At 48.1% G+C, this 22138-nt stretch carries 18 protein-coding genes, 1 tRNA gene and 1 rRNA gene; 10 read left to right on the top strand and 10 right to left on the bottom strand.

Annotated elements, in window-relative coordinates; genetic code table 11:
• Window positions 1–2: 2 nt before the first annotated feature.
• Together DWX26_RS14030 and DWX26_RS14025 are read right to left on the bottom strand one after the other, a co-directional pair.
• On the bottom strand, window positions 3–866 hold the full coding sequence (locus tag DWX26_RS14030) for an ABC transporter permease subunit (RefSeq protein WP_022462025.1): 864 nt from the start codon (window positions 864–866) through the stop codon (window positions 3–5).
• Complete coding sequence (locus DWX26_RS14025; RefSeq protein ID WP_118601652.1) at window positions 863–1972, bottom strand: ABC transporter ATP-binding protein; 1110 nt, start codon at window positions 1970–1972, stop codon at window positions 863–865. The genes DWX26_RS14030 and DWX26_RS14025 overlap by 4 nt, the downstream gene beginning before the upstream one ends.
• 310 nt (window positions 1973–2282) lie before the next feature.
• Here DWX26_RS14025 and DWX26_RS14020 point away from each other — a divergent pair, with 310 nt between their 5' ends.
• Window positions 2283–3629 (top strand): ArnT family glycosyltransferase, encoded by a 1347-nt coding sequence (locus tag DWX26_RS14020; protein WP_158580615.1) that lies wholly within the window; start codon window positions 2283–2285, stop codon window positions 3627–3629.
• Between the two features lie 82 nt (window positions 3630–3711).
• Here the strand turns inward: DWX26_RS14020 and rsmG are convergent, their stop codons facing one another.
• The 8 genes from rsmG to rpmH all read right to left on the bottom strand — a co-directional run bounded on the left by rsmG (window position 3712) and on the right by rpmH (window position 11067).
• Entirely contained in the window at window positions 3712–4437 is a 726-nt protein-coding gene (rsmG, locus tag DWX26_RS14015) for a 16S rRNA (guanine(527)-N(7))-methyltransferase RsmG (RefSeq protein WP_117762026.1), read from the bottom strand.
• 124 nt (window positions 4438–4561) lie between these two features.
• Entirely contained in the window at window positions 4562–6433 is a 1872-nt protein-coding gene (gene mnmG, locus DWX26_RS14010; protein ID WP_118601650.1) for a tRNA uridine-5-carboxymethylaminomethyl(34) synthesis enzyme MnmG, read from the bottom strand.
• A 130-nt stretch (window positions 6434–6563) separates the two neighbouring features.
• On the bottom strand, window positions 6564–7952 hold the full coding sequence (gene mnmE / locus DWX26_RS14005) for a tRNA uridine-5-carboxymethylaminomethyl(34) synthesis GTPase MnmE (RefSeq protein WP_118601649.1): 1389 nt from the start codon (window positions 7950–7952) through the stop codon (window positions 6564–6566).
• Window positions 7953–8123: 171 nt separating this feature from the next.
• On the bottom strand, window positions 8124–8948 hold the full coding sequence (jag, locus tag DWX26_RS14000) for an RNA-binding cell elongation regulator Jag/EloR (protein ID WP_022462269.1): 825 nt from the start codon (window positions 8946–8948) through the stop codon (window positions 8124–8126).
• 13 nt (window positions 8949–8961) lie between these two features.
• Entirely contained in the window at window positions 8962–10257 is a 1296-nt protein-coding gene (gene yidC / locus DWX26_RS13995) for a YidC/Oxa1 family membrane protein insertase (protein WP_118601648.1), read from the bottom strand.
• Window positions 10258–10280: 23 nt separating this feature from the next.
• Window positions 10281–10490 carry a membrane protein insertion efficiency factor YidD gene (gene yidD, locus DWX26_RS13990; protein ID WP_022462271.1) on the bottom strand — a complete coding sequence of 70 codons (210 nt, stop codon included), beginning with the start codon at window positions 10488–10490 and terminating at the stop codon, window positions 10281–10283.
• Window positions 10487–10834 carry a ribonuclease P protein component gene (gene rnpA, locus DWX26_RS13985; protein WP_022462272.1) on the bottom strand — a complete coding sequence of 116 codons (348 nt, stop codon included), beginning with the start codon at window positions 10832–10834 and terminating at the stop codon, window positions 10487–10489. Before rnpA ends, yidD begins: the two co-directional genes overlap by 4 nt.
• A 98-nt stretch (window positions 10835–10932) precedes the next feature.
• Window positions 10933–11067: a 50S ribosomal protein L34 gene (rpmH, locus tag DWX26_RS13980; protein ID WP_005952426.1), complete on the bottom strand. Its 135-nt coding sequence runs from the start codon at window positions 11065–11067 to the stop codon at window positions 10933–10935.
• A 707-nt stretch (window positions 11068–11774) separates the two neighbouring features.
• Between rpmH and dnaA the strand changes: the two genes are divergently transcribed.
• From dnaA to DWX26_RS13935, 9 genes are all read left to right on the top strand, one after another.
• Complete coding sequence (dnaA, locus tag DWX26_RS13975; RefSeq protein WP_022462273.1) at window positions 11775–13115, top strand: chromosomal replication initiator protein DnaA; 1341 nt, start codon at window positions 11775–11777, stop codon at window positions 13113–13115.
• Window positions 13116–13457: 342 nt separating this feature from the next.
• On the top strand, window positions 13458–14567 hold the full coding sequence (gene dnaN / locus DWX26_RS13970) for a DNA polymerase III subunit beta (RefSeq protein WP_117762031.1): 1110 nt from the start codon (window positions 13458–13460) through the stop codon (window positions 14565–14567).
• Between the two features lie 122 nt (window positions 14568–14689).
• Entirely contained in the window at window positions 14690–14899 is a 210-nt protein-coding gene (locus DWX26_RS13965; RefSeq protein ID WP_117802687.1) for an RNA-binding S4 domain-containing protein, read from the top strand.
• 40 nt (window positions 14900–14939) lie between these two features.
• Window positions 14940–16037 carry a DNA replication/repair protein RecF gene (gene recF / locus DWX26_RS13960; RefSeq protein WP_117802688.1) on the top strand — a complete coding sequence of 366 codons (1098 nt, stop codon included), beginning with the start codon at window positions 14940–14942 and terminating at the stop codon, window positions 16035–16037.
• The gene (gene gyrB / locus DWX26_RS13955) at window positions 16038–17969 is read left to right on the top strand and encodes a DNA topoisomerase (ATP-hydrolyzing) subunit B (RefSeq protein ID WP_022462277.1); all 1932 of its coding nucleotides are present in this window, start codon (window positions 16038–16040) and stop codon (window positions 17967–17969) included. It begins immediately after the preceding gene.
• Between the two features lie 30 nt (window positions 17970–17999).
• Complete coding sequence (gyrA, locus tag DWX26_RS13950; protein ID WP_118601647.1) at window positions 18000–20495, top strand: DNA gyrase subunit A; 2496 nt, start codon at window positions 18000–18002, stop codon at window positions 20493–20495.
• Between the two features lie 74 nt (window positions 20496–20569).
• On the top strand, window positions 20570–21274 hold the full coding sequence (locus DWX26_RS13945; protein WP_117802689.1) for a lysophospholipid acyltransferase family protein: 705 nt from the start codon (window positions 20570–20572) through the stop codon (window positions 21272–21274).
• A 201-nt stretch (window positions 21275–21475) separates the two neighbouring features.
• Window positions 21476–21563 (top strand) — tRNA-Ser (locus tag DWX26_RS13940).
• A 421-nt stretch (window positions 21564–21984) separates the two neighbouring features.
• Window positions 21985–22138, top strand: a 16S ribosomal RNA gene (locus tag DWX26_RS13935); the annotation flags it as partial.

The raw sequence follows: 22138 nt of genomic DNA, 5'->3' as shown, positions 1-22138 counted from the left end.
TCCTAATTCCAGCGTTTCTTCTGCAGGGACTGCATTGCAAGGAAAGTGCAGATTGCAATGACGGACAGGTAGTAAACAACACCGCCAATGTCCAGAATACCGTTCACAAAGTTATCCATATGGCCTGCCATGTTGAATACACCGAGCAGATCCTGGATTTTGCCCTCGAGAAGGGTGGATTTTGTAAAGTAAACTGCCGTCAGCGCGCCTTCGCCGATCACGGCAATCACACCTGTAATGATCGGGTTTTTAATCATACTGCCGATCCAGAGGCATACCAGTGCAATGATGATAAAGAAAGCAAAGAAAGAGCTTCCGGCTCCTTCCGGGAAGAAGTTTGCGATACCGCTCTCCACGTAGCACAGGAACAGGATCACAAAGCCGACAACGGCTGCGATGACCTGGCTCTCGGTGATGGAGGAAACGAACACACCGACCGAAATATAGGCTGCTCCCAGCAGGAAATAGCCAAGGATCGAAGTGTAGGATACAGCGTAGGAAACTGTTCCGTGGGTTCCAAGAAGCAGCGGATACAGGCACATAATCAGCACTGGAATCACATAAATGGTGAGAAGTGCCAGATATTTTCCAAGGATAATATCGGAAATTTTTACCGGTGCGGTAAGGAGCAGCTGATCCGTCTTATTTTTCTGCTCCTCCGACAGGACACGCATTGTCAGAACCGGTACTGCGATCAGCAGAATAAATGCGGAATTCTGCAGCGCGTATCCGATCTCCGGGTAACCCTGCTGCAGGTTGATGGCCGTAAAATACAGGCCGAACAGCGCCAGAGTAAACGCCATAAACAGATATCCGATCATGCTTGTCAGATAGCTTTTTAACTCTTTTTTATAAATCGCCGTCATTGTGCGTCTCCCTCCTCCTGTTTTGTTTCAGCGGCTGATTCCGCTGCATCTGTGCTTTTTTCTTCAGACGTTTCCCCGACAGCCGTTTTGTCTGCTTCTGGTTCACATTCTTTTTCACATTCTTTTTGTTTCAGCTGTTCTTTCTCTACTTTTTTCAGCTTTCTTGCAGCCTTTCCGGAATCATCGGTCAGCTCCAGGAAGACGTCTTCCAGAGACATCGAGGAGGAAGTCAGCTCGAGGATCGGGCAGTTGGCCTTTGCCAGTGCATAGAACAGCTCCTCGCGGATATCCTTATCCTTTTCCGTGGTAATTTTTACCTTAATCTGCTCCTCATTCGGCGTATTTTCATATTGGATCTCTTTTGCATCGAGCGCATTAAGCGCCGGAACCAGCTGCTTTCTCGTTCCGTGAACGGTACATGTAACCGTGTTTGATCCAAGCATCAGTTTACTTAAGTTTTCCGGGGTATCACTCGCAACGAGCTGTCCCTTTGCGATAATCATGACGTAATCGCAGACGGCGCTGACCTCGGAAAGGATATGGGAACTTAAGATAACGGTATGTTTTTTGCCCAGTGATTTGATCAGGTCGCGGATCTCAATGATCTGCTTGGGATCCAGGCCTACCGTCGGCTCATCGAGGATGATGATCGGCGGATAACCGAGCACTGCCTGTGCCAGTCCGACTCTCTGACGGTATCCTTTCGACAGGTTCTTGATCAGACGGTTCTGCATATCGGTGATCTTCACCAGATTCATGACCTCAAGAATCTGTTTCTTTCTCTGATCCTTTGGAATTTTCTTTAATTCCGCCACGAATTTCAGATATTCCAGAACGGTCATGTCCGTGTAGACCGGCGGCAGCTCCGGCAGATAGCCGATGCATTTTTTTGCCTCCTCCGGCTCCTCCAGGATGTTGTGCCCGTTGATCAGCACCTCGCCCTCCGTAGATGCCAGATAACCGGTGATGATGTTCATGGTCGTTGATTTTCCGGCACCGTTTGGGCCAAGAAATCCATAGATCTGGCCTTCTTCTACGGTAAAACTCAGGTTGTTGACAGCTACGTGGTCACCATAGCGTTTCACCAGGTTTTTAACCTCTATCAATTTTCCTTCCTCCTTGTTTCTTAAAGCAGTCCCAGCCCGCCCTTGGGGGTGAAAGAGCCGGAGATGCTCTCATTTTCTAAAGACACTTTATCTTATTCTGAAAATGTGATAATTTGCTGGAAAATTTGTGAAAAAACAGTGAAGCCATGGAGCAGTTTGTTTGTTTTTCGACGAAAAATCAATTTCTTTTACCATAAGAATCATGTATACTATAACGTATCCGCGGACGGACGCTTTTCCATTTTTGTTCCGCCGCAAAATATTACGCCGGACTTTTTCCCGTCCGGGACTGGAGATTTTAGGAGACTCTATGAATAAAAAAGACTACTACTGGGCCAAGTATATGCTGATTTTCGGCTTTTTCTGCATCTCTTTTGGCACCTCGATTTTCCTGAAAACCGAACACGCCCCCGATGAGGCGATGCGGATGCTGATTCCGGAATACATCGTCTCACACCACACACTGCCGAACGGCATGGAAGAATCGGTGCGCCATCCGCTGTGGGGATTCTCCTATGCGCTGTATCCGTATCTGACCGCGATCATCACCTCCGTGTTTATGGCCATTACATCGCTGTTTACGAAAAGTGCAGCGGCTCTTTTAACTGCCGCTCGCCTCACCAGCGTCCTTTCCGGCACCGGCACACTGATCGTTGTGTTTCTGATCGGCGAAGAGCTCTTTGAACGGCGCGAATCCGCACTGCTCGGCGGTATTTTCGTCGGTTTTCTGCCGCAGTTTGTGTTCCTCTCCTGCTATGTGAACAACGACTCGTTCGCCGTTTTCACGGTCGCACTGATCATCTATTTCTGGATTCGCGGCATGAAAAGCGCATTCTGCAAAAAAGACTGTATCGGCCTGGGAGCAGGCTGCGGACTCTGCGCGCTGTCGTACTATAACGCCTACGCGTACCTGCTGTGCAGCATTCTGCTGTTCTTCGCGCTGATGATTCATTTCCGGAAACCGGCAAAAGAAATTTTTGTCAAAGCGCTGGCTGTTTTCGCTATCGCCTTCCTGATCGGCGGCTGGTTCTTCATCCGCAATGCCGTCATCCACGACGGCGATCTGCTCGGCATGCGCACCTCGAATGAATCCGCAGCGCTGTACGCAGCCGATGAATACAAACCAGAGAATCGTCAGACCCCGGCATCCGAAGGCTGGAGCTTCCAGCAGACGTATTTACAGACCCCGGAGGGACGCACCTCCAACTGGCTGTTCTCCACCGTCAGCAGCTTCATCGGTTCGTTCTCCTACATGACCGTCCATCTCCCGATGGTGCTTTATCTGCTGTACGGCGCGCTGATGGCGTTCGGATTCCTGCTGTTTCTGTTCCTTGCCATGGTCCCGCACTGGCTCCGCAAAAAGCCGCAGCGTCTCCTCTTTGTGATGCTGCTCCTCGCCTGCCTGATCACGCTGTTCATGGACATGTACAACACGTATTTCAGCGATTACCAGTCTCAGGGCCGCTACCTGATGCCGGCGCTCGTCCCTCTGATGATCTGGATCGACGACGGCTACTCTTCTCTCACCGCGAAACTTCCCGCCGAGTGGAAGCGCGCCTCCTGCCATCTGACACTCCTGCCTGGAACGATCTGGCTGGTACTGTTCCTCATCAGCTACATCGGATTTCTGATTCCGGGCTGCTGTATGGCATCCTAAACGTTTTCAGAACGTCAAAAAGCGCTGCAAAGAACTTTTTTCTTCTGTTCTTTGCAGCGCTTCTTTTATTTTTTTGAATTTTTTACTGAATCGGCTCCTTCGCCGGTGTTCCCGCTTTTCTCGGGTACTTTTTCGGCGTTGCCTTCCCCTTCTCGATACAGACAAACGATCGCTCATCCTCGGTTCCCGTAAGCTGGAAATAGACCGGCTCTTTTGCTTCGCCGCCGAGCACATGAATCGCTTTTTGAGCTGCGGCAAGCTCCTCATTCAATTTGCCCGATTTATACGAAACAAACCGTCCGCCCACCTTCACATACGGCAGACAGTACTCCGAAAGCGAGCTTAAATTCGCCACTGCCCGCGATACCACGAGATCAAACTGCTCCCGGTAATCCTTCTGGCGTGCGAAATCCTCGGCTCTTCCGTGAACCGCCGTAATCTTCGAAAGGCCAAGCTGTCCGATCACCTCATTCAGGAATTTCACTCTCTTATTCAGTGAATCCAGCAGTACAACTTCCACCTCCGGAAACGCGATTTTCAGTGGGATTCCCGGAAAACCGGCTCCCGTTCCCACATCGAGAATGCGTCCCGCCTGTGCCACATCACAGACCTTCACCAGCGACAGGCTGTCGAGGAAATGCTTCGTAATCACCTGATCAAACTCCGTAATCGCCGTCAGATTCATAAACGAGTTCCACTCCACCAGCAGCTCATAATACTGCAGGAACTGCGTCTTCTGCTGTTCGGAAAGTGTGATTCCAAGCTCAAAAAGGCCGCGCTCAAATCCTTCAAGATTGTATTCTTTCATGTTGTTCTCCGTTCTACTCTATTCTTCCAAGTGCCCGCTGCACTTTTTGTTACGATTCACACAGCGTGAAAGCACTTGCTGCTTCGCTGCATAAGAACGTAATTCAGGCATGCATATCTGTCATTTATTTATGTCCCAGATACACCAGCAGAACCGAAATATCCGCCGGGGAAACGCCCGAAATACGGGATGCCTGGCCGATGTTGATCGGACGGTACAGGTTCAGCTTCTGTTTCGCCTCGATGCGCAGGCTTTGGATCTCGTCGTAATTGATATTCTCCGGGATCTTCTTCTCTTCCATCTTTTTAAACTGCTCCACCTGCTTCATCTGGCGCCTGATGTAGCCGTCATACTTGATGTTGATGTTGACCTGCTCCTGCACATCCTCCGGCAGCTTTGGTCTTTTCGGATCTACTTCTGCCAGCATTTTATAGTTCAGCTCCGGCCGGCGGATCAGCTCTGCAAGTGAGCTTCCGCCGGAAAGCAGCGTCGAGCCATATTCTGCCAGCAGTTCATTGACATTCGAGCTCGTTCCCACATACGTGTTCTCCACACGCTCAATCTCTTCCTGGATCTGCTGTTCTTTCCGTTTCAGTGCCTCATACTGCTCCTCGCTGATCAGACCCACGCGGTAGCCGTATTTGCGCAGACGCAGGTCCGCATTGTCCTGGCGGAGCAGCAGACGATATTCCGCGCGGCTCGTCATCATTCGGTACGGCTCGTGGTTCTCTTTCGTTACGAGGTCATCGATCAGAACACCGATGTACGACTCGGAACGGTCGAGCACCAGCTCCTCTTTTCCCTGCACGCGGAGCGCCGCATTGATGCCCGCGATCAGGCCCTGTGCCGCAGCTTCCTCGTATCCTGAACTGCCGTTAAACTGGCCGCCGGAAAACAGATTTTTGATCGCCTTGAACTCCAGGGACGGCAGAAGCTGTCTCGGATTGATACAGTCATACTCGATCGCATACGCATTCCGCACAATTTTTGCATGCTCCAGACCCGGCACGGTGTGATACATCGCAATCTGCACATCCTCCGGCAGTGAACTCGACATGCCGCCGACGTACATCTCATTCGTGTATCTTCCCTCCGGCTCCAGGAACACCTGATGACGGTTTTTATCCGCAAATTTTACGACTTTATCCTCAATCGAAGGACAGTACCGCGGACCAGTTCCCTCGATCATGCCGGAATAGAGCGGCGACCGGCTGAGATTTTCGCGGATGATTTTGTGCGTCTCCTCGTTCGTATACGTCAGCCAGCAGGATTCCTGATCAATCTGTACGCTCTCCGGATCGGTCGAGAAGGAGAACGGCACAACCCGCTCATCGCCGAACTGCTCTTCCATCTTGGAGAAGTCGATGCTCCGCTTGTCGATACGCGCCGGTGTTCCTGTTTTAAAGCGCACCATCTCCACGCCGTTTGCCTTCAGCGAATCCGTCAGATGTGTTGCCGCCTGCAGGCCATTCGGTCCCGTATATGTGCTCACATCACCGTAAATGCACCGCGCATTCAGGTAAACACCGGTACAGAGCACTGCAGCCTTGCAGTGGTAAATTGCACCGGAAACGGCTTTGACGCCCGTCAGAACGCCGTCTTCCACGATCAGCTCCGCAATCTCCATCTGGCGGATCGTCAGATGATCGGTATTTTCGAGAACCTCGCGCATCGACTGGCTGTACGCCCGCTTGTCTGCCTGCGCACGCAACGAATGCACCGCCGGTCCCTTTGATTTATTCAGCATTTTCGACTGAATAAACGTCTTATCAATATTTTTACCCATCTCGCCGCCGAGCGCGTCGATCTCTTTTACGAGGTGTCCCTTCGAGGTTCCTCCGATGTTCGGATTGCACGGCATCATCGCGATGCTGTCGACACTTACCGTAAATACAACCGTTTCCAGCCCCATCCGCGCTGCCGCAAGTGCTGCCTCGCATCCCGCATGGCCCGCACCGATGACGGCAATATCAATTGTTTCTTCTAAAACTGCCATTTTTCTTTTATCCTCTTTCTCTATCTACAGCTTTGAATTTTGCCTTAAGCTTTTTCTACTCTGTCAAAATCCGGCTGTCGTTCCTTGTAACTCTATTCCGGCAGATCTTCGTAATCTGTATTTGCTGCCTTTATTTACCTGTACAGAACTTGCTGAAAATCTCATTCACAAGGTCCTCTCCCACCGCTTCACCGATGATCGAACCCAGCTCCTCATACGCATTCATAAGATCAATGGAAAAGAAATCCTCCGGCATACCCATTTCGATACTTTCTGCCGTCAGTTCCAGACTCTTTTTTGCTGCAAAGAGTGCCTGCTTGTGGCGCGCATTCGTAATGTAAACCTCATCGTTGAACGAAATTTCGCCCTGGAAAAACATCTTTTTCATCTGCTCCTCCAGCTCTTCCATTCCTGTCTCTTCCCGCGCGGAAATGCTGATGACCGGAGCGCCTGTCTTTTGCTCCATCTCCTCTTTTTCGATCACCGCAGTCAGATCCGACTTATTCAGCAGCACAATCGCCTTGCGCCCTTTCAGGATTTCCATGATTTTTGCATCATTCTCATCAAGCGGCACGGATGCATCCACCACATAGAGAATCAGATCTGCGTCCTTTGCATGCTCCAAAGCACGATCCACACCGATTTTCTCGACCGTATCCGCCGTTTTTCGGATCCCCGCCGTATCCAGAATCCGAAGGGAAATGCCCTTTAAGACCAGATTTTCCTCGAGCACGTCGCGTGTCGTTCCGGCGATATCCGTCACAATCGCTTTTTCCTCGCCTGCCAGCAGATTTAAAAGCGATGATTTTCCGGCATTCGGTTTTCCAAGGATCACCGTCTTGATGCCCTCCTGGATCATCTTGCCCTCATCCGCAGATGCAAGCAGCTTTTCCACCTGCTTTTTCTGCTCCGCAACAACCTGGGCCAGCCGCTTTGGATACCCGTCCAGGCTGATGTGCTCCGGGTCATCGAGCGCCGACTCAATAAATGCGATCTCGTAAATCAGCTTCTTGCGGATTGCCCGGATCGCCTTTTTCACCGTTCCGCGAAGCTGGCTCTCGGAGCTTTTTAAGGCATAGGCACTTTTCGCCGAAATAACATCCATGACCGCTTCGGCCTGCGTCAGATCCATTCTTCCGTTCAGAAACGCCCGTTTCGTAAACTCGCCCGGATCTGCCGCCCGCGCACCGGCATTTAAGACTGCCTCGAGCACTTTTTTCACCGCCAGCACCCCGCCGTGACAGTCGATCTCGACGGTATTCTCGCCCGTATATGTTTTCGGTCCTTTCATTACCATGACAAGGACCTCATCAATCACTTCCTCCCCTTCGATAATCCAGCCATAATGAATGGTGTGCGATTTGACCGCGGAAAGCTTTTTTCCTTCTTTTTTTGCACGGAATACGCGGTCCGCCACTTCGAACGCATCGTTTCCGCTGATTCTTACAATACCAATTCCCGCCGGCGCCATCGCTGTGGACACCGCAGCAATCGTATCATCCAAATGAAATCCTGCCATTGTTTCCAGTCCTTTCTAAAACCTCTCTTTTTGGGGATCCCAGTATTCAGATCCACATTTTTTCTTTCCTCTCGCATGGCTCTGAATAGTTCCATTTTAGCAGAAAACCAGAAAAGACGGTACCCCGTATTTTACACAGGTACCGTCTTTTTGCATATTTTTTACGCTTTCTTATCGTTTCGGCGCTACAACAACGTGGCGATATGGCTCGCTGCCCTCGCTGTAGGTCTCCACAAATTTATTTCCCTGCAGTGCAGAGTGGATGATTCTTCTCTCGTAAGGATTCATTGGCTCCAGAGAAACCGGTCTTCTGGTCTTTTTCACTTTGTAAGCGATGTTTCTTGCCAGGTTTTCCAGTGTTTCTTTTCTGCGCTTGCGGTAATTTTCCGTATCAAGTTTGACACGAACGTAATCCTTCTGCTCTTTATTGACTACAAGGCTGGTCAGATACTGAAGGGAATCCAGCGTCTGTCCTCTTTTGCCGATCAGGATGCCCATATCCTCACCGGCAAAATCAACTTCAAGAGAACCGTTCTCGGCATTATACTCCATCTGGATCTCAACCGGGAGCTCCATGGCTTTGAATACACCGCTTAAGAACTCAAGTGCCGTTGCCTTGATCTGGGCGATTTCCTCGTCTGTTCTCTGAACTACTTCACGCTCTTCTCTTGGCTCGGAGCGTCTTGCAGTTTCTGCCTGACGCGGAGCAGATTTTCTTTCCGTTTCTTTCTTTACAGCTTCTTTTTTCGGCGCTTCCTTTACCGGTGCAGGAGCTGCCTCTTTTTTCTCTGGTTTCTGGGGTGCTTCCGGTTCTTTTTCCGGTGCGGCTTTTACAGCGGCACGGATCACAGCCGGTTTACTTCCGATTCCAAAGAATCCGGAACTGCCTTCGCTGATGACCTGGATCTCCAGTTTATCGCTGGCAGCCTGAAGCTCAATGCAGGCTTTTGTAATAGCGTCGTCCACGGTTTTTGCGGATACTTCGATAAACTCCATAAAGATTTACCCCCTATTTTTTCTTTTTGCTGTTCTTTTCATCAAACTGTTTTACCATGTTTGCTTTCGCAGCGATGCTTCCGGCGCGGTATTCCTGATTACTGTTGTAATACTCAGTCGAAGCTTTTCTTGCTGCCTCTTTTTCCTCAGCAGACGGCTCTTCGTTCTCCTGTACCTGAATATTACGCACACTCTGCGTTGCAGCCTGTGTGATTTTCTGCGGCGGAAGGCCGGCTTTTTCTCTCTTCTTTGCAGCTTTTTCCTGGTTTTTGCGGATCACCTCATCCATGTCGATCGAGGACATATGGCGGTTGATGATAACCTGCTGTACACTTCGAACGAGCGCACCGGCGATCCAGTAAATACCAATACCGATGGAGAATGATAAACACATAAATGCGGAGAAAACAGGCATTACCGTGTTCATGGTCTTCATGGAATTTTCCATGGAGTTTGCTGTCTTATTTCCGTTGTTGGAAGATGGTGCCTGCGGCATCAGCTTGTAGTTCAGCCACTGGGTAAACCATGCCAGAACCGGCACCAGAATTGCTCCTGCAATCAGAAGCGCAGATCCGTTTGCCATACCCTCACGGATGACATCCATCGGAGACTGTGTAATATTAAATCCAAGGAACATGTTGATATGCTTGGACTCCGCGGCGGTTTTTGTAATGGTATCCGCAATACCGGAGAACTCGCTGATATCGGCCAGCTTCGTCCACTGGGACGGTTTCAGCACATAAAACATGTCCAGAAGGTTGTTTTCGGTTAATGTTTCACTTACTTTACTGTACATGGTAACACGGTTATCTGTGATAAACTGTGTCAGAATTCCAGAATATCCTGATACACCCATCATCTGTGTTGTCAGTCCCTGGAATACATTGCGGACACTTCCGATATATCCCGGAATATGATAGATAACCTGGTACAGCGCAAGCAGAATCGGCATCTGAATCAGCAGTGTACTGCAGCTTCCTGTCGGGGAGACACCGTATTTCTGATAAACTGCCATGGTCTCTTCAGATTTTTTCATCTGAGAAGCCTGGTCTTTTTTGTTCTGATATTTCTTTTCAATTCTCTGCAGATCCGGCTGCATTACGCTCATCATCTTCGACATCTTCTGCTGCTTGATCTGAAGCGGCGTCAGAACGAGATAAATGATAATCGTATACAGAATAATCGCAATACCGATGTTCGGAATTCCAATTTTTTCCAGACAAAAATAAATTCCATTGATCAGCCAGCCGAGGATCTGGCATACCCACCCGATAATCGGCCACGTTGATTTACTCAGTACGATATCCAAAACGTCTTTTCCTCCTTATTTATCTACGGCACAGGGTCGTAACCTCCGTGTGAAAACGGGTTACATCTCAGTATTCTCCATAATGCCAGCAGACTTCCTTTGAAAGCACCATATTTCTGAATCGCTTCCAGCCCGTACTGCGAGCAGGTCGGCGTATAAGGGCAGTGCACCCTCTTCAGAGGAGACAGGTACTTCTGATAAAACCGGATACCTTTTATCAATACCGTCTTCATTTTTCTGTTTCCTTTAATATATGATGCAGTTTTCCCAGATGCAAAAGTGCTCCCTCTATCTCGAAATACGTACAGTTTTTTGCATTAACTCTTGCGATCACAACTACATCCATTCCACACTGAAATTCCTCTTCATGCAGACGATAACTCTCCCGGATCAGTCTCGCCAGATGGTGGCGCACAACGCTGTTTCCAACCTTTTTACTTACTGAAATTCCAATCCGGTTCCGTCCCAGCTGATTTTTCTTCACATACATGACCAGAAATCGGTTTGCAAACGATGTTCCCTGCTTATAAACCAGCTGAAAATCTCTGTTTTTTTTCAGGCTTTCCGAATATTTCATGAATCCATTCTTTCCTTCATGATTTGTCTAAATTTTCTTTTCATTGAATAGCTTTAGATAGAAGAAAAGACCACATAAATTTTATGCGGCCTTTGGTTTTATGCTGATAATTTTTTTCTTCCTTTTAATCTTCTTGCAGCTAAAACTTTTCTTCCACCTTTTGTGCTCATTCTTGCTCTGAATCCGTGAACTTTAGCTCTGGATCTTTTTTTCGGCTGAAATGTCATTTTCATAAGATAAGGCACCTCCTTTAAATTCTAATCAATAACTGCCTGCAAGGCAGTATTTCACTACATGTATGACAGAAAACATCATTTCAATTATATTCATAAACCCCCATTTCGTCAACCCTAAAATCAATAATTTTCGCAGTTTTTTCGGGAAAAATGCCGCTCTGACGCGGTTTTCCGGTCTGCCGCTGCCCGTGCCTTCCGTGTGCTGATTTTCGGTTTATCCACAACTTATCCACACTGTCCGCCGCACGCGTACAAATATCAGTTCGATTTTTGTGCTTTCCACACGATATCTTGTAACCGTAATCAACATTATCCACAATCTGTGGATAACCTTGTGGATAACTTTCGGTTTTGCTGTGTACAACCTGTGGGCATTTCCAATTTTTCCAGTATTTACGCCATGTATAATGTGTATATAAGTTTTCCAGACTTTACACATTTCGGTTTTTCCAGCCCTCTATCCACAATTTTATCAACATAAGATTCCCTGTTATCCACAAACTATCCTCCATTTCATCAACAGGAAAATTTTTTACACATTCTGTGGATAAAAAAATAATTATCCACATTTTTGGGTTGAATAAAACGGCATTTTATTATATCATATAGAAGTAAAAATGCGACTATTCGGGGAAAATTTCGTTTTCCAGACAGAAGTTATCCCCAAAAAGCAATGATTATAGAAGCGGAGCGACAGAAAAAGCATGGAAATCGTACAAGATAAATGGAAAGAAATACTGCAGAGAGTGCGGGACGAGCACGAATTATCTGAGATCTCCTTTACTACATGGATTGAACCACTTACGATCCATTCGGTTGAGGACAATCTGATCACAATCCTGGTTCCATCCGAAAAAATGGGTCTCGATTACGTGAGCAAAAAATATACTCTTCCTATTAAAGTGGCAATCGCGGAAATCACAGGTGTCAACTATGAGATCCGCTTTATTCTTCCGGAAGAAGTGAAACAGGAAAAAGCGCCTGCTCCCGTCCAGAAAAATCTCTATGTGCCGAACCTGAATCCAAAGTATACCTTTGATACCTTCGTGGTCGGCAGCAATAACAAATTTGCCCATGCAGCTTCTCTCGCCGTGGCCGAATCCCCGGGAGAAATCTACAATCCGCTGTTTTTATACGGTGGTGTTGGACTGGGCAAAACCCATCTGATGCACTCGATCGCACATTTTATTCTTCAGAAGAACCCGTCTTCGCGGATTCTCTACGTAACGAGTGAAGAATTTACCAATGAAGTCATCGAGGCTATCCGAAACAGCAACAACACCGCAATGACCAAATTCCGTGAGAAATACCGCAATATCGACGTACTTCTCATCGATGATGTGCAGTTTATTATAGGAAAGGAATCCACGCAGGAAGAGTTTTTCCATACCTTCAATACGCTGCACGGCGCCAACAAACAGATCATCCTTTCTTCGGATCGTCCCCCGAAAGACATGGATATCCTGGAAGACCGCATCCGTTCCCGTTTCGAATGGGGACTCCTTGCCGATATCCAGAGCCCGGATTATGAGACGCGAATCGCCATTCTCCGAAAGAAACAGGAATTAGATGGCTATTCCGTCAGCGACGATGTGATCGAATACATCGCTTCCAATATTAAATCGAACATCCGTGAGTTGGAAGGCGCTCTCAACAAAATCATTGCATACGCAAACCTTGAAAAACGTGAAATCAACATTGATCTTGCAGAGCAGGTGCTGCGCGACATCATCTCCCCGAACGAGAAGAAGGTCATCACGCCGGAATTTATCATCGACACCGTTGCAGATCACTTCGATATTACGCCGTCCGACATTGTCGGCAGCAAGCGGAGCAGCAAAATCGTATTCCCGCGCCAGATCGCAATGTATCTGTGCCGCGAAATGCTCGATGCCCCGCTGACCGGAATCGGAAAAATGATGGGCGACCGCGATCATACCACTGTCATGCACGGCATTGAGAAGATCGAAAAGGAAATGAGTGCTAAAGACAGTGTCCGCAACACGGTAGACATCTTAAAGAAGAAGATCAACCCGTCGAAATAGGCGGAGCCTTTGTAACTCTGTCAAAACGGTTAAAAACGATTTACATTTATATAAGAAGAAACTCATCGGTTGACAGGCCCTTATTTATACACAAACCGATGTGGAAAGCCTGTGGATGAATTGTGGACAAATTTGGGGCCTGAAGTTATCAACATTTCATACACAGGTTCACGTTCGATTATTCACAGAGTTATACAGATCGATTTTTCCAGTATTTCCGCATTCTTGACGGGGTTTTCCACATATCCACAGCCCCTACGACTAAGACTACGGATTTTTACTATATTTTTTCTTTATAAGCAGACTCACCAAGCAGTGAGGAAAGGAGAGTTATCCACAATTATGAAATTAGTGTTTGACAAAGCAGACCTTGTAAAAAGCGTTGCCATTGCGATGAAAGCTGTTTCCGGTAAAACTACGATGCCAATTCTGCAGTGTATCCTGATTGATGCATCTTCCAGCCAGATCAAGTTTACCTCCAACGATATGGAACTCGGAATTGAGACCCTTGTCACAGGTATGATTCTGGAACGCGGTGTTGTTGCTCTGGATGCAAAGATTTTTTCTGAGATTGTAAGAAAACTTCCGGATAATCAGGTTACAATAGAGACAGATGAAAACCTGGTAACAACAATTACCTGCGAAAAAGCAAAATTCAATATTCCGGGACAGTCAGGAGAAGATTTTTCCTATCTGCCGATTCTGGAAACTTCTGACTGTGTTTCCATTTCCCAATTCACCTTAAAAGAACTGATCCGTCAGACCATTTTCTCCATTGCAGCCAATGAGAACAACAAACTGATGACCGGTGAGCTTTTTGAAATCAAAGATAACACACTTCGCGTCGTATCTCTGGACGGACACCGTATTGCGATCCGCAGAATTGAGCTGAAAGATTCGTATCCGGACCGAAAAGTCGTTGTTCCGGGAAAAACCCTGAACGAAATCAGCAAAATTCTGTCCGGCGAGATGGATGATCAGATTGATATTTACTTCTCGGAAAACCACATTATGTTCAAGTTCGATGATACAACGGTCGTTTCCAGACTGATCGACGGTGAATATTTCCGCATCGACCAGATGCTTTCGAGTGATTACGAGACAAAAGTGACGATCAACAAAAAAGAATTCTTAAGCTGTATCGACCGTGCGACACTTCTTGTCAAAGAAGGCGACAAAAAACCGATCATCATCGACATCCAGGATGGAGCGATGGAACTGCAGATCAACTCCGCGATGGGTTCCATGAAAGAAGAGATCGATATCAACAAAGAAGGCAAGGATATTATGATCGGTTTTAACCCGAAATTCCTGATCGATGCACTTCGTGTTATTGACGACGAGGAAATTTCGATTTATCTGGTCAACCCGAAGGCTCCATGTTTTATCCGGAACGAAGAAGAGAGCTATATCTATCTGATTCTGCCGGTAAACTTCAATTCCGTGAGATAAGTCACATAAGTTTGAAATCTGCCGGAACCTTTTCTGAAAGAACTTTCAGCGGTTTTACAGCCACACAGGTTGAAAACTGCGAACTTACGTGAGGAAAAGGCACGGCAGTGCAGGAGGAAAAAATGGAAATTATTACGCTGCGTGAAGATTACATCAAACTGGGCCAGGCATTAAAAGCTGCGGCTCTGGTAGAAGACGGCGTGGAAGCAAAGCTCGTCATCAAGGACGGCGAAGTGACCGTAAACGGTGAAGTAGATACCCGCCGCGGCCGCAAGCTCTATGACGGAGATATTGTCTGCTACAATGGAAATGAGATACAAATTAAAAAATAAGGCTTAAAAACTTAAGCTGATTTTTCACGGACGAGTGCTCATGTATATCAAATCTTTAGAACTGAAGAACTATCGGAATTATGAAAACTTATGCATAAATATCAGCCCCGGAACGAATATTCTCTACGGCGACAATGCCCAGGGAAAGACGAATATTCTCGAGGCTTTATATCTGGCGGGTACGACGAAATCGCACCGCGGCAGCAAGGACCGCGAAATCATCCAGTTTGACCGGGAAGAAGCCCATATCCGGATGATGGTGGAACGGAACGGCAGCACGCATAAAATCGATATGCATCTGAAAAAAAATAAATCCAAGGGAATCGCCATCGATGGAGTTCCGATCCGCAAAGCGTCGGAACTTTTTGGCATTGTAAATATTGTGTTTTTCTCTCCGGAGGACCTGAATATCATCAAAAACGGTCCTGCGGAGCGCCGGCGTTTCCTCGATAGCGAAATTTGTCAATTGTCAAGACTATACATGATCGAGCTTGCCAATTATAATAAAGTGGTGGCACAGAGAAACAAGCTGCTCAAAGAGATTTCGTTTTCCGGCAGAATGGCGGATACGCTCGAGATCTGGGATGAGCAGATGGTCCGCTATGGAAAAAGCATTATTTCCGAGCGGAAAAAGTTTATCAGCCGCCTGAATGATATTTTATCCGAGATCCATCAGAATCTGACCGGAGGAAAGGAGCAGATTCTGATTACCTATGAACCGAATGTGTCCGAGGAAGCGTTTTCCGAAGAGTTAAAAGCCGGAAGAGAGCGTGATCTGCGTTTCGGACAGTCCTACACCGGGCCGCACCGGGACGATTTCTGTGTGCGGGTCAACGACATTGATATCCGTAAATACGGTTCCCAGGGGCAGCAGAGGACGGCGGCGCTTTCGCTGAAACTGGCGGAGATCCGTCTGGTCGAGGAGGAAATTCACGATACACCGGTTTTACTGCTGGATGATGTTTTGTCGGAGCTGGACGGCAGCCGGCAGAATTATCTTCTGCAGAGCATTCACAGCATACAGACACTGATTACCTGTACCGGACTGGACGAGTTTGTCGAAAATCATTTTGAGGCAAACAGCGTATTCCAGGTGGTCGAGGGATCTGTGTTTCACAAAGAAACAGGAGGAATCTAAATGAGTACAGAGAACATGGAAAAGACAGAGTATGGTGCAGACCAGATTCAGATTCTGGAGGGTCTGGAAGCCGTACGGAAGCGCCCAGGTATGTATATCGGCAGTACCTCCGCACGGGGACTTCACCATCTGGTCTATGAGATTGTCGACAACTCGGTAGACGAGGCACTGGCAGGATACTGCAAAAATATTGACGTTACGATTAACCCGGACAACTCCATCACCGTCATCGACGACGGCCGTGGTATTCCGGTCGGCATCAATCATAAGTCGGGCCTTCCGGCCGTTGAGGTTGTCTTTACGGTGCTGCACGCAGGCGGAAAGTTCGGCGGCGGAGGGTACAAGGTATCCGGCGGTCTGCACGGCGTTGGTGCATCCGTTGTAAATGCGCTGTCCAACTGGCTTGAGGTGCGCGTTTATCACGATGGAAAGGTTTACTTCCAGCGGTATGAGCGCGGAAAAACCATGAATAAGCTGGAGGTCATCGATACCTGTCCGATCGAAAAAACAGGTACCGAGGTCCGTTTCCTGCCGGATGACACGATGTTCGAGGAGACGGTTTATGATTACGACGTTTTAAAAACAAGACTCCGCGAGACCGCATTTCTGACCAAGGGACTGCGCATTGTTCTGCGCGATCTGCGCACGGATCCGGTAGTGGAAAAAGCATTCCACTACGAGGGCGGTATCAAAGAGTTTGTCAGCTACCTGAACAAGAGCAAAACGGCGCTCTACCCGGACATCATCTACTGCGAGGGAGAAAGAGACGGCGTTCTCGTTGAGGTTGCGATGCAGCACAACGATTCCTATCAGGAAAATACGTACGGTTTCGTCAACAACATTACGACGCCGGAGGGCGGTACCCATATCGTGGGCTTCCGGAATGCGCTGACGAAAACCTTTAATGAATATGCAAGAGCAAATAAACTGTTAAAAGACAGCGAACCGAACCTGACCGGAGAGGATATCCGCGAGGGTATGACGGCGATTGTCAGCATCAAAATCGAGGAGCCGCAGTTCGAGGGCCAGACAAAGCAGAAACTTGGAAACAGCGAGGCGAGAGGAGCAGTCGACAATATCGTGAGCACTCAGCTCGAGCTGTTCCTGGAGCAGAACCCGGCTGTCGCAAAAACGATCGTTGAAAAGTCCCTGCTTTCCCAGCGTGCGAGAGAGGCTGCAAGAAAAGCGCGTGACCTGACGAGAAGAAAATCCGCACTGGACGGTATGTCCCTGCCTGGAAAACTGGCAGACTGTACCGACAAGGATCCGAAAAACTGTGAGATCTTCCTGGTCGAGGGAGATTCCGCGGGCGGTTCCGCAAAATCCGCGAGAAGCCGTGCAACGCAGGCGATCCTGCCTCTGCGTGGAAAAATCCTGAATGTAGAGAAAGCACGTCTCGATAAAATTTATGCCAATGCCGAGATCAAAGCGATGATTACGGCATTCGGAACCGGAATCCACGACGATTTCGATATCACCAAACTGCGCTACGACAAGATCATCATCATGACCGATGCCGATGTCGACGGCGCGCACATCGACACACTGATGCTGACGTTCCTGTACCGCTTCATGCCGGAGCTGATCAAACAGGGCCACGTTTACCTGGCACAGCCGCCGCTGTTCAAGATTGAGAAAAACAAAAAAGTATGGTACGCATACGATGACGATCAGATGAATCAGATCCTCAATGAGATCGGACGCGGAGATAATAAGATCCAGCGTTACAAAGGACTGGGAGAGATGGATGCGGAGCAGCTCTGGGAGACCACCATGGACCCAGAACGCCGTGTTCTGCGCCGCGTTGTGTTCGATGAAGAGTATTCTTCTGAAATTGATCTTACCTTCAATACGCTCATGGGCGACAAGGTAGAACCGCGCCGTGACTTTATCGAAGAGAGAGCAAAATACGCAAACAACCTGGATATCTAAAAAGTCCTGTGAACTGAAGTGGAGGAAAAGATGGAAGATAATGTTTTTGATAAAATTCACGAGGTCGATCTGAAAGACACGATGGAGGAATCCTACATCAACTATGCGATGAGCGTAATTGCATCCCGTGCACTTCCAGACGTCCGCGATGGCTTAAAGCCGGTACAGAGACGTATTCTGTACTCCATGAGTGAACTGAACAATACGCCGGATAAGCCGCACCGTAAGTGCGCGCGTATCGTCGGTGATACGATGGGTAAATATCACCCGCACGGCGACAGCTCTATCTACGGAGCACTCGTCAACATGGCACAAGACTGGGCAACCCGTTATCCGATGGTGGACGGCCATGGAAACTTCGGTTCCGTCGACGGCGACGGCGCTGCGGCTATGCGATACACCGAGGCACGTTTAAGCAAAATCTCGATGGAGATGCTGGCGGATATCAACAAAGACACCGTAGACTTCGCCCCGAACTTTGATGAAACCGAAAAAGAGCCTGTTGTTATGCCGGCCCGCTACCCGAACCTTCTGGTAAACGGTACTTCCGGTATCGCAGTCGGTATGGCAACGAACATCCCGCCGCACAATCTGCGCGAGGTGGTAAGTGCCATTGTAAAAATTATTGATAATATCATCGAGGAGGACCGTACGACAGATCTCGAGGAGATTCTCGGCATTGTAAAAGGCCCTGACTTCCCGACCGGAGCAGAAATCCTCGGCACCCGCGGCATCGACGAGGCTTACCGTACCGGCCGCGGTAAAATCCGTGTTCGTGCGGTATCAAACATCGAGACACTGCCGAACGGAAAGAGCGAGATCATCGTAACCGAGATCCCGTACATGGTAAACAAGGCGCGCCTGATCGAGAACATCGCCGCGCTGGTAAGAGATAAAAAGATCGACGGCATCACCGGCATTGCGGACCACTCCAACCGTGAGGGTATGCGCATCTGTATCGAACTGCGCCGCGACGCCAATGCAAACGTCATCTTAAACCAGCTGTACAAACATACCCAGATGCAGGATACCTTTGGTGTGATCATGCTTGCACTGGTAAACAATCAGCCGAAAGTCATGAACCTTCTGGAGATGCTGACGTATTATCTGCAGCACCAGGAAGAGGTTGTGACGAGAAGAACGAAATACGACCTGAACAAAGCGCAGGAGAGAAGCCATATTCTGGAAGGACTCTTAAAAGCGCTTGACCATATTGACGAAGTGATCCATATCATCCGTGCATCCGCGAATGCGGCAGAGGCGAAGAAGAACCTGATGGAACGCTTCGATCTGAGTGATGCCCAGGCCCAGGCAATCGTAGATATGCGTCTGCGCGCTCTGACCGGTCTGGAACGGGAGAAGCTCGAGAACGAGTACAAAGAGCTGATGGCGCGCATCGAGCAGTTAAAAGCCATCCTCGCAGACCGCAAGGTGCTTCTTGGCGTTATCCGCAGGGAGATTCTGACCGTATCCGAAAAATACGGCGATGACAGAAGAACTTCCATCGGCTTTGATGAGTACGATCTCTCCATGGAGGATCTGATTCCGCGCGAGAATACCGTCATCACCATGACGAAACTGGGCTATATCAAACGTATGACCGTTGACAACTTCCGCAGCCAGAACCGTGGCGGCAAGGGAATCAAGGGCATGCAGACCATCGAGGACGACTACATCGAGGAGCTTCTGATGACGACGACCCATCATTACCTCATGTTCTTTACGAATACGGGAAGAGTCTACCGTCTGAAAGCATACGAGATTCCGGAGGCGTCCAGAACCGCAAGAGGAACGGCGATTGTCAACCTTCTCCAGCTGCAGCCGGGAGAGAAGATTACCGCTGTTATTCCAATGCGCAAATATGAGAAGGGCCATTATCTGTTTATGGCAACGAAAAAGGGACTGGTGAAGAAGACGCCGCTCGAAGAGTACGAGAACGTCAGAAAAACGGGTCTTGCTGCCATTGCGCTCCGCGATGATGATGAACTGATTGAAGTTAAGACAACTGATAACGAGAAAGAGATTATTCTGGTAACGAAATTCGGCCAGTGTATCCGCTTCAAGGAAAACGATGTGCGTACGACAGGCCGTGTTTCCATGGGTGTACGCGGCATCAACCTTCTGGACGGCGATGAAGTAGTCGGCATGCAGATCTGCACGCAGGGAGACTATCTCCTTGTCGTATCCGAAAACGGCATGGGCAAACGGACGCCGATGGCAGAGTTTACCGTACAGCTCCGTGGCGGCAAGGGTGTCAAATGCTATAAGATTACCGAAAAGACCGGAAACCTGATCGGTTCCAAGGCGGTCAACGAGGATAATGAGATCATGATGATCACCACAGAGGGAATCATCATCCGTACTCCATGCTCCGGCATTTCTGTAATGGGACGGATCACATCCGGCGTTAAGCTGATGGATGTGGACGGCGAAATCAAGGTTGCCAGCATTGCAAAAGTAAGAGACAAAGAGGCGTCTGAGGAGATGGAAGAGAACGAAACGGCTTCTGAGAAAACGCAGGAATAATACAGCGTCGCAAAACGTGTCTGAGAGAAAAAAGCTCAGGCACGTTTTTCTCGCTTGGGGAAAGGGAGAAAAATATGAAACGAATTTTACTGATGGTGCTGCGGAATCTGCTTCTGGTTCCGTGGATGTGGTGCCGGCTCTGTTACCATGCAGCGCATCCGGACAAGTACAGTCTGGAAGAGCACTTTAAAATGCTGCGCTTTATTGTACAGCGGGCGAACAAAGGCGGAAACGTCATTGTGGAATCCTATGGAGCAGAAAATCTTCCGGAGCAGGACGGTTTTGTGATGTATCCGAATCACCAGGGACTGTACGATGTGCTGGCGATCGCAGGAGCGTGCTCGCGTACCTTTACAGTTGTTGCCAAAAAAGAGGTAGAGCATATTCCGTTTTTAAAACAGGTCTTTGCGTGCATCCACGCGCTGTTTATGGACCGGGAAAATCTGCGGCAGTCAATGCAGGTTATCAATGAGGCGGCCGATGTCGTAAAAGAAGGCAAAAACGTCATTCTGTTTCCGGAAGGAACGAGGAGCAGAAAGGGAAACCAGCTGCTGGAGTTTAAAAGCGGCAGCTTCAAGATCGCAGTAAAAGCAAAATGCCCGATCGTGCCGGTTGCGTTAAAAAACTGTTTTGTTCCGTTTGACTCCAATACCGTCCGTCCCGTAACGGTAGAAGTCCATTTTCTCGACCCGATCCCATACGAGGAATACCAGGGAATGAAGACAACAGAGATTGCCGAGATGGTAAAGAAGAGAATTGAAGCCGTCGTAACCGCGTAGCGGTTTCAGAAAAGAGCGTGATATGCGCTCTTTTCTGCTATTCTGGGGGCTGATTTGGGTTCTGTAAGGCATATTTTCTATAATAGTAAGAAAAAAACAAAAAATTCGAAAAAACGGGTTGACAAGAACGTAAGGTTTTTGTATAATAAACCATGCGTCACGAATGAGTGACTGCACATATCATTTTATATTTAGGCATTTGGAGAAGTACTCAAGTGGCTGAAGAGGCGCCCCTGCTAAGGGTGTAGGTCGGGTAACCGGCGCGAGGGTTCAAATCCCTCCTTCTCCGTTTAAAAGCCAAAAACAAAATGATATTTTTGTGGAAAAAGTTCTTGACAGACAGTTTCACATCTGATAAGATAGCAGAGTTGGTGATAGGTTTGAAAAAACTAATCCAAAAAATAAATCAAAAAAGTTCTTGACAAAAGCGAATGAGTTTGATAAAATAAACGAGTTGCTGATCGAAAGAACAGCGAAGAAGTTAAAAAAACTTCAAAAAATAAATCAAAAAAGTTCTTGACAAACGAAAAGCTCTGTGGTAAAATAAACGAGCTGATCCGAGTCGGAACAGCAAAGATCCTTGATAATTAAACAATGAAACACATCCTCGAAAGTTCTGAATAAGTAATTCAAAACGATCGAAAGATCCTTTAAAACAGTAAAAGGGATAAATTAGCTAGTATGTTGATTTTGAACTTGGAACAAACATTTTATCAGAGAGTTTGATCCTGGCTCAGGATGAACGCTGGCGGCGTGCTTAACACATGCAAGTCGAGCGAAGCAGTTAAGGAGATTCTTCGGATGATTCTTAACTGACTGAGCGGCGGACGGGTGAGTAACGCGTGGGTGACCTGCCCCATACCG

The sequence above is a fragment of the Blautia sp. AF19-1 genome (assembly GCF_003479155.1).
GTDB classification, from domain to species: domain Bacteria; phylum Bacillota; class Clostridia; order Lachnospirales; family Lachnospiraceae; genus Fusicatenibacter; species Fusicatenibacter saccharivorans.
Note: the sequence above shows the minus strand (reverse complement) of the source record. Positions and strands in the feature narration are given on the sequence as shown.

What these genes read in the sequence shown, in the direction of transcription:
- dnaN (WP_117762031.1), top strand. Translation starts at nt 13,458, where the DNA reads ATGAAATTAGTGTTTGACAAAGCAGACCTTGTAAAAAGCGTTGCCATT.
- yidD (WP_022462271.1), bottom strand. Translation starts at nt 10,490, where the DNA reads ATGAAGACGGTATTGATAAAAGGTATCCGGTTTTATCAGAAGTACCTG.
- gyrA (WP_118601647.1), top strand. Translation starts at nt 18,000, where the DNA reads ATGGAAGATAATGTTTTTGATAAAATTCACGAGGTCGATCTGAAAGAC.
- dnaA (WP_022462273.1), top strand. Translation starts at nt 11,775, where the DNA reads ATGGAAATCGTACAAGATAAATGGAAAGAAATACTGCAGAGAGTGCGG.
- DWX26_RS14020 (WP_158580615.1), top strand. Translation starts at nt 2,283, where the DNA reads ATGAATAAAAAAGACTACTACTGGGCCAAGTATATGCTGATTTTCGGC.
- DWX26_RS14030 (WP_022462025.1), bottom strand. Translation starts at nt 866, where the DNA reads ATGACGGCGATTTATAAAAAAGAGTTAAAAAGCTATCTGACAAGCATG.
- gyrB (WP_022462277.1), top strand. Translation starts at nt 16,038, where the DNA reads ATGAGTACAGAGAACATGGAAAAGACAGAGTATGGTGCAGACCAGATT.
- mnmE (WP_118601649.1), bottom strand. Translation starts at nt 7,952, where the DNA reads ATGGCAGGATTTCATTTGGATGATACGATTGCTGCGGTGTCCACAGCG.
- rsmG (WP_117762026.1), bottom strand. Translation starts at nt 4,437, where the DNA reads ATGAAAGAATACAATCTTGAAGGATTTGAGCGCGGCCTTTTTGAGCTT.
- rnpA (WP_022462272.1), bottom strand. Translation starts at nt 10,834, where the DNA reads ATGAAATATTCGGAAAGCCTGAAAAAAAACAGAGATTTTCAGCTGGTT.
- recF (WP_117802688.1), top strand. Translation starts at nt 14,940, where the DNA reads ATGTATATCAAATCTTTAGAACTGAAGAACTATCGGAATTATGAAAAC.
- jag (WP_022462269.1), bottom strand. Translation starts at nt 8,948, where the DNA reads ATGGAGTTTATCGAAGTATCCGCAAAAACCGTGGACGACGCTATTACA.
- rpmH (WP_005952426.1), bottom strand. Translation starts at nt 11,067, where the DNA reads ATGAAAATGACATTTCAGCCGAAAAAAAGATCCAGAGCTAAAGTTCAC.
- DWX26_RS13965 (WP_117802687.1), top strand. Translation starts at nt 14,690, where the DNA reads ATGGAAATTATTACGCTGCGTGAAGATTACATCAAACTGGGCCAGGCA.
- mnmG (WP_118601650.1), bottom strand. Translation starts at nt 6,433, where the DNA reads ATGGCAGTTTTAGAAGAAACAATTGATATTGCCGTCATCGGTGCGGGC.
- DWX26_RS13945 (WP_117802689.1), top strand. Translation starts at nt 20,570, where the DNA reads ATGAAACGAATTTTACTGATGGTGCTGCGGAATCTGCTTCTGGTTCCG.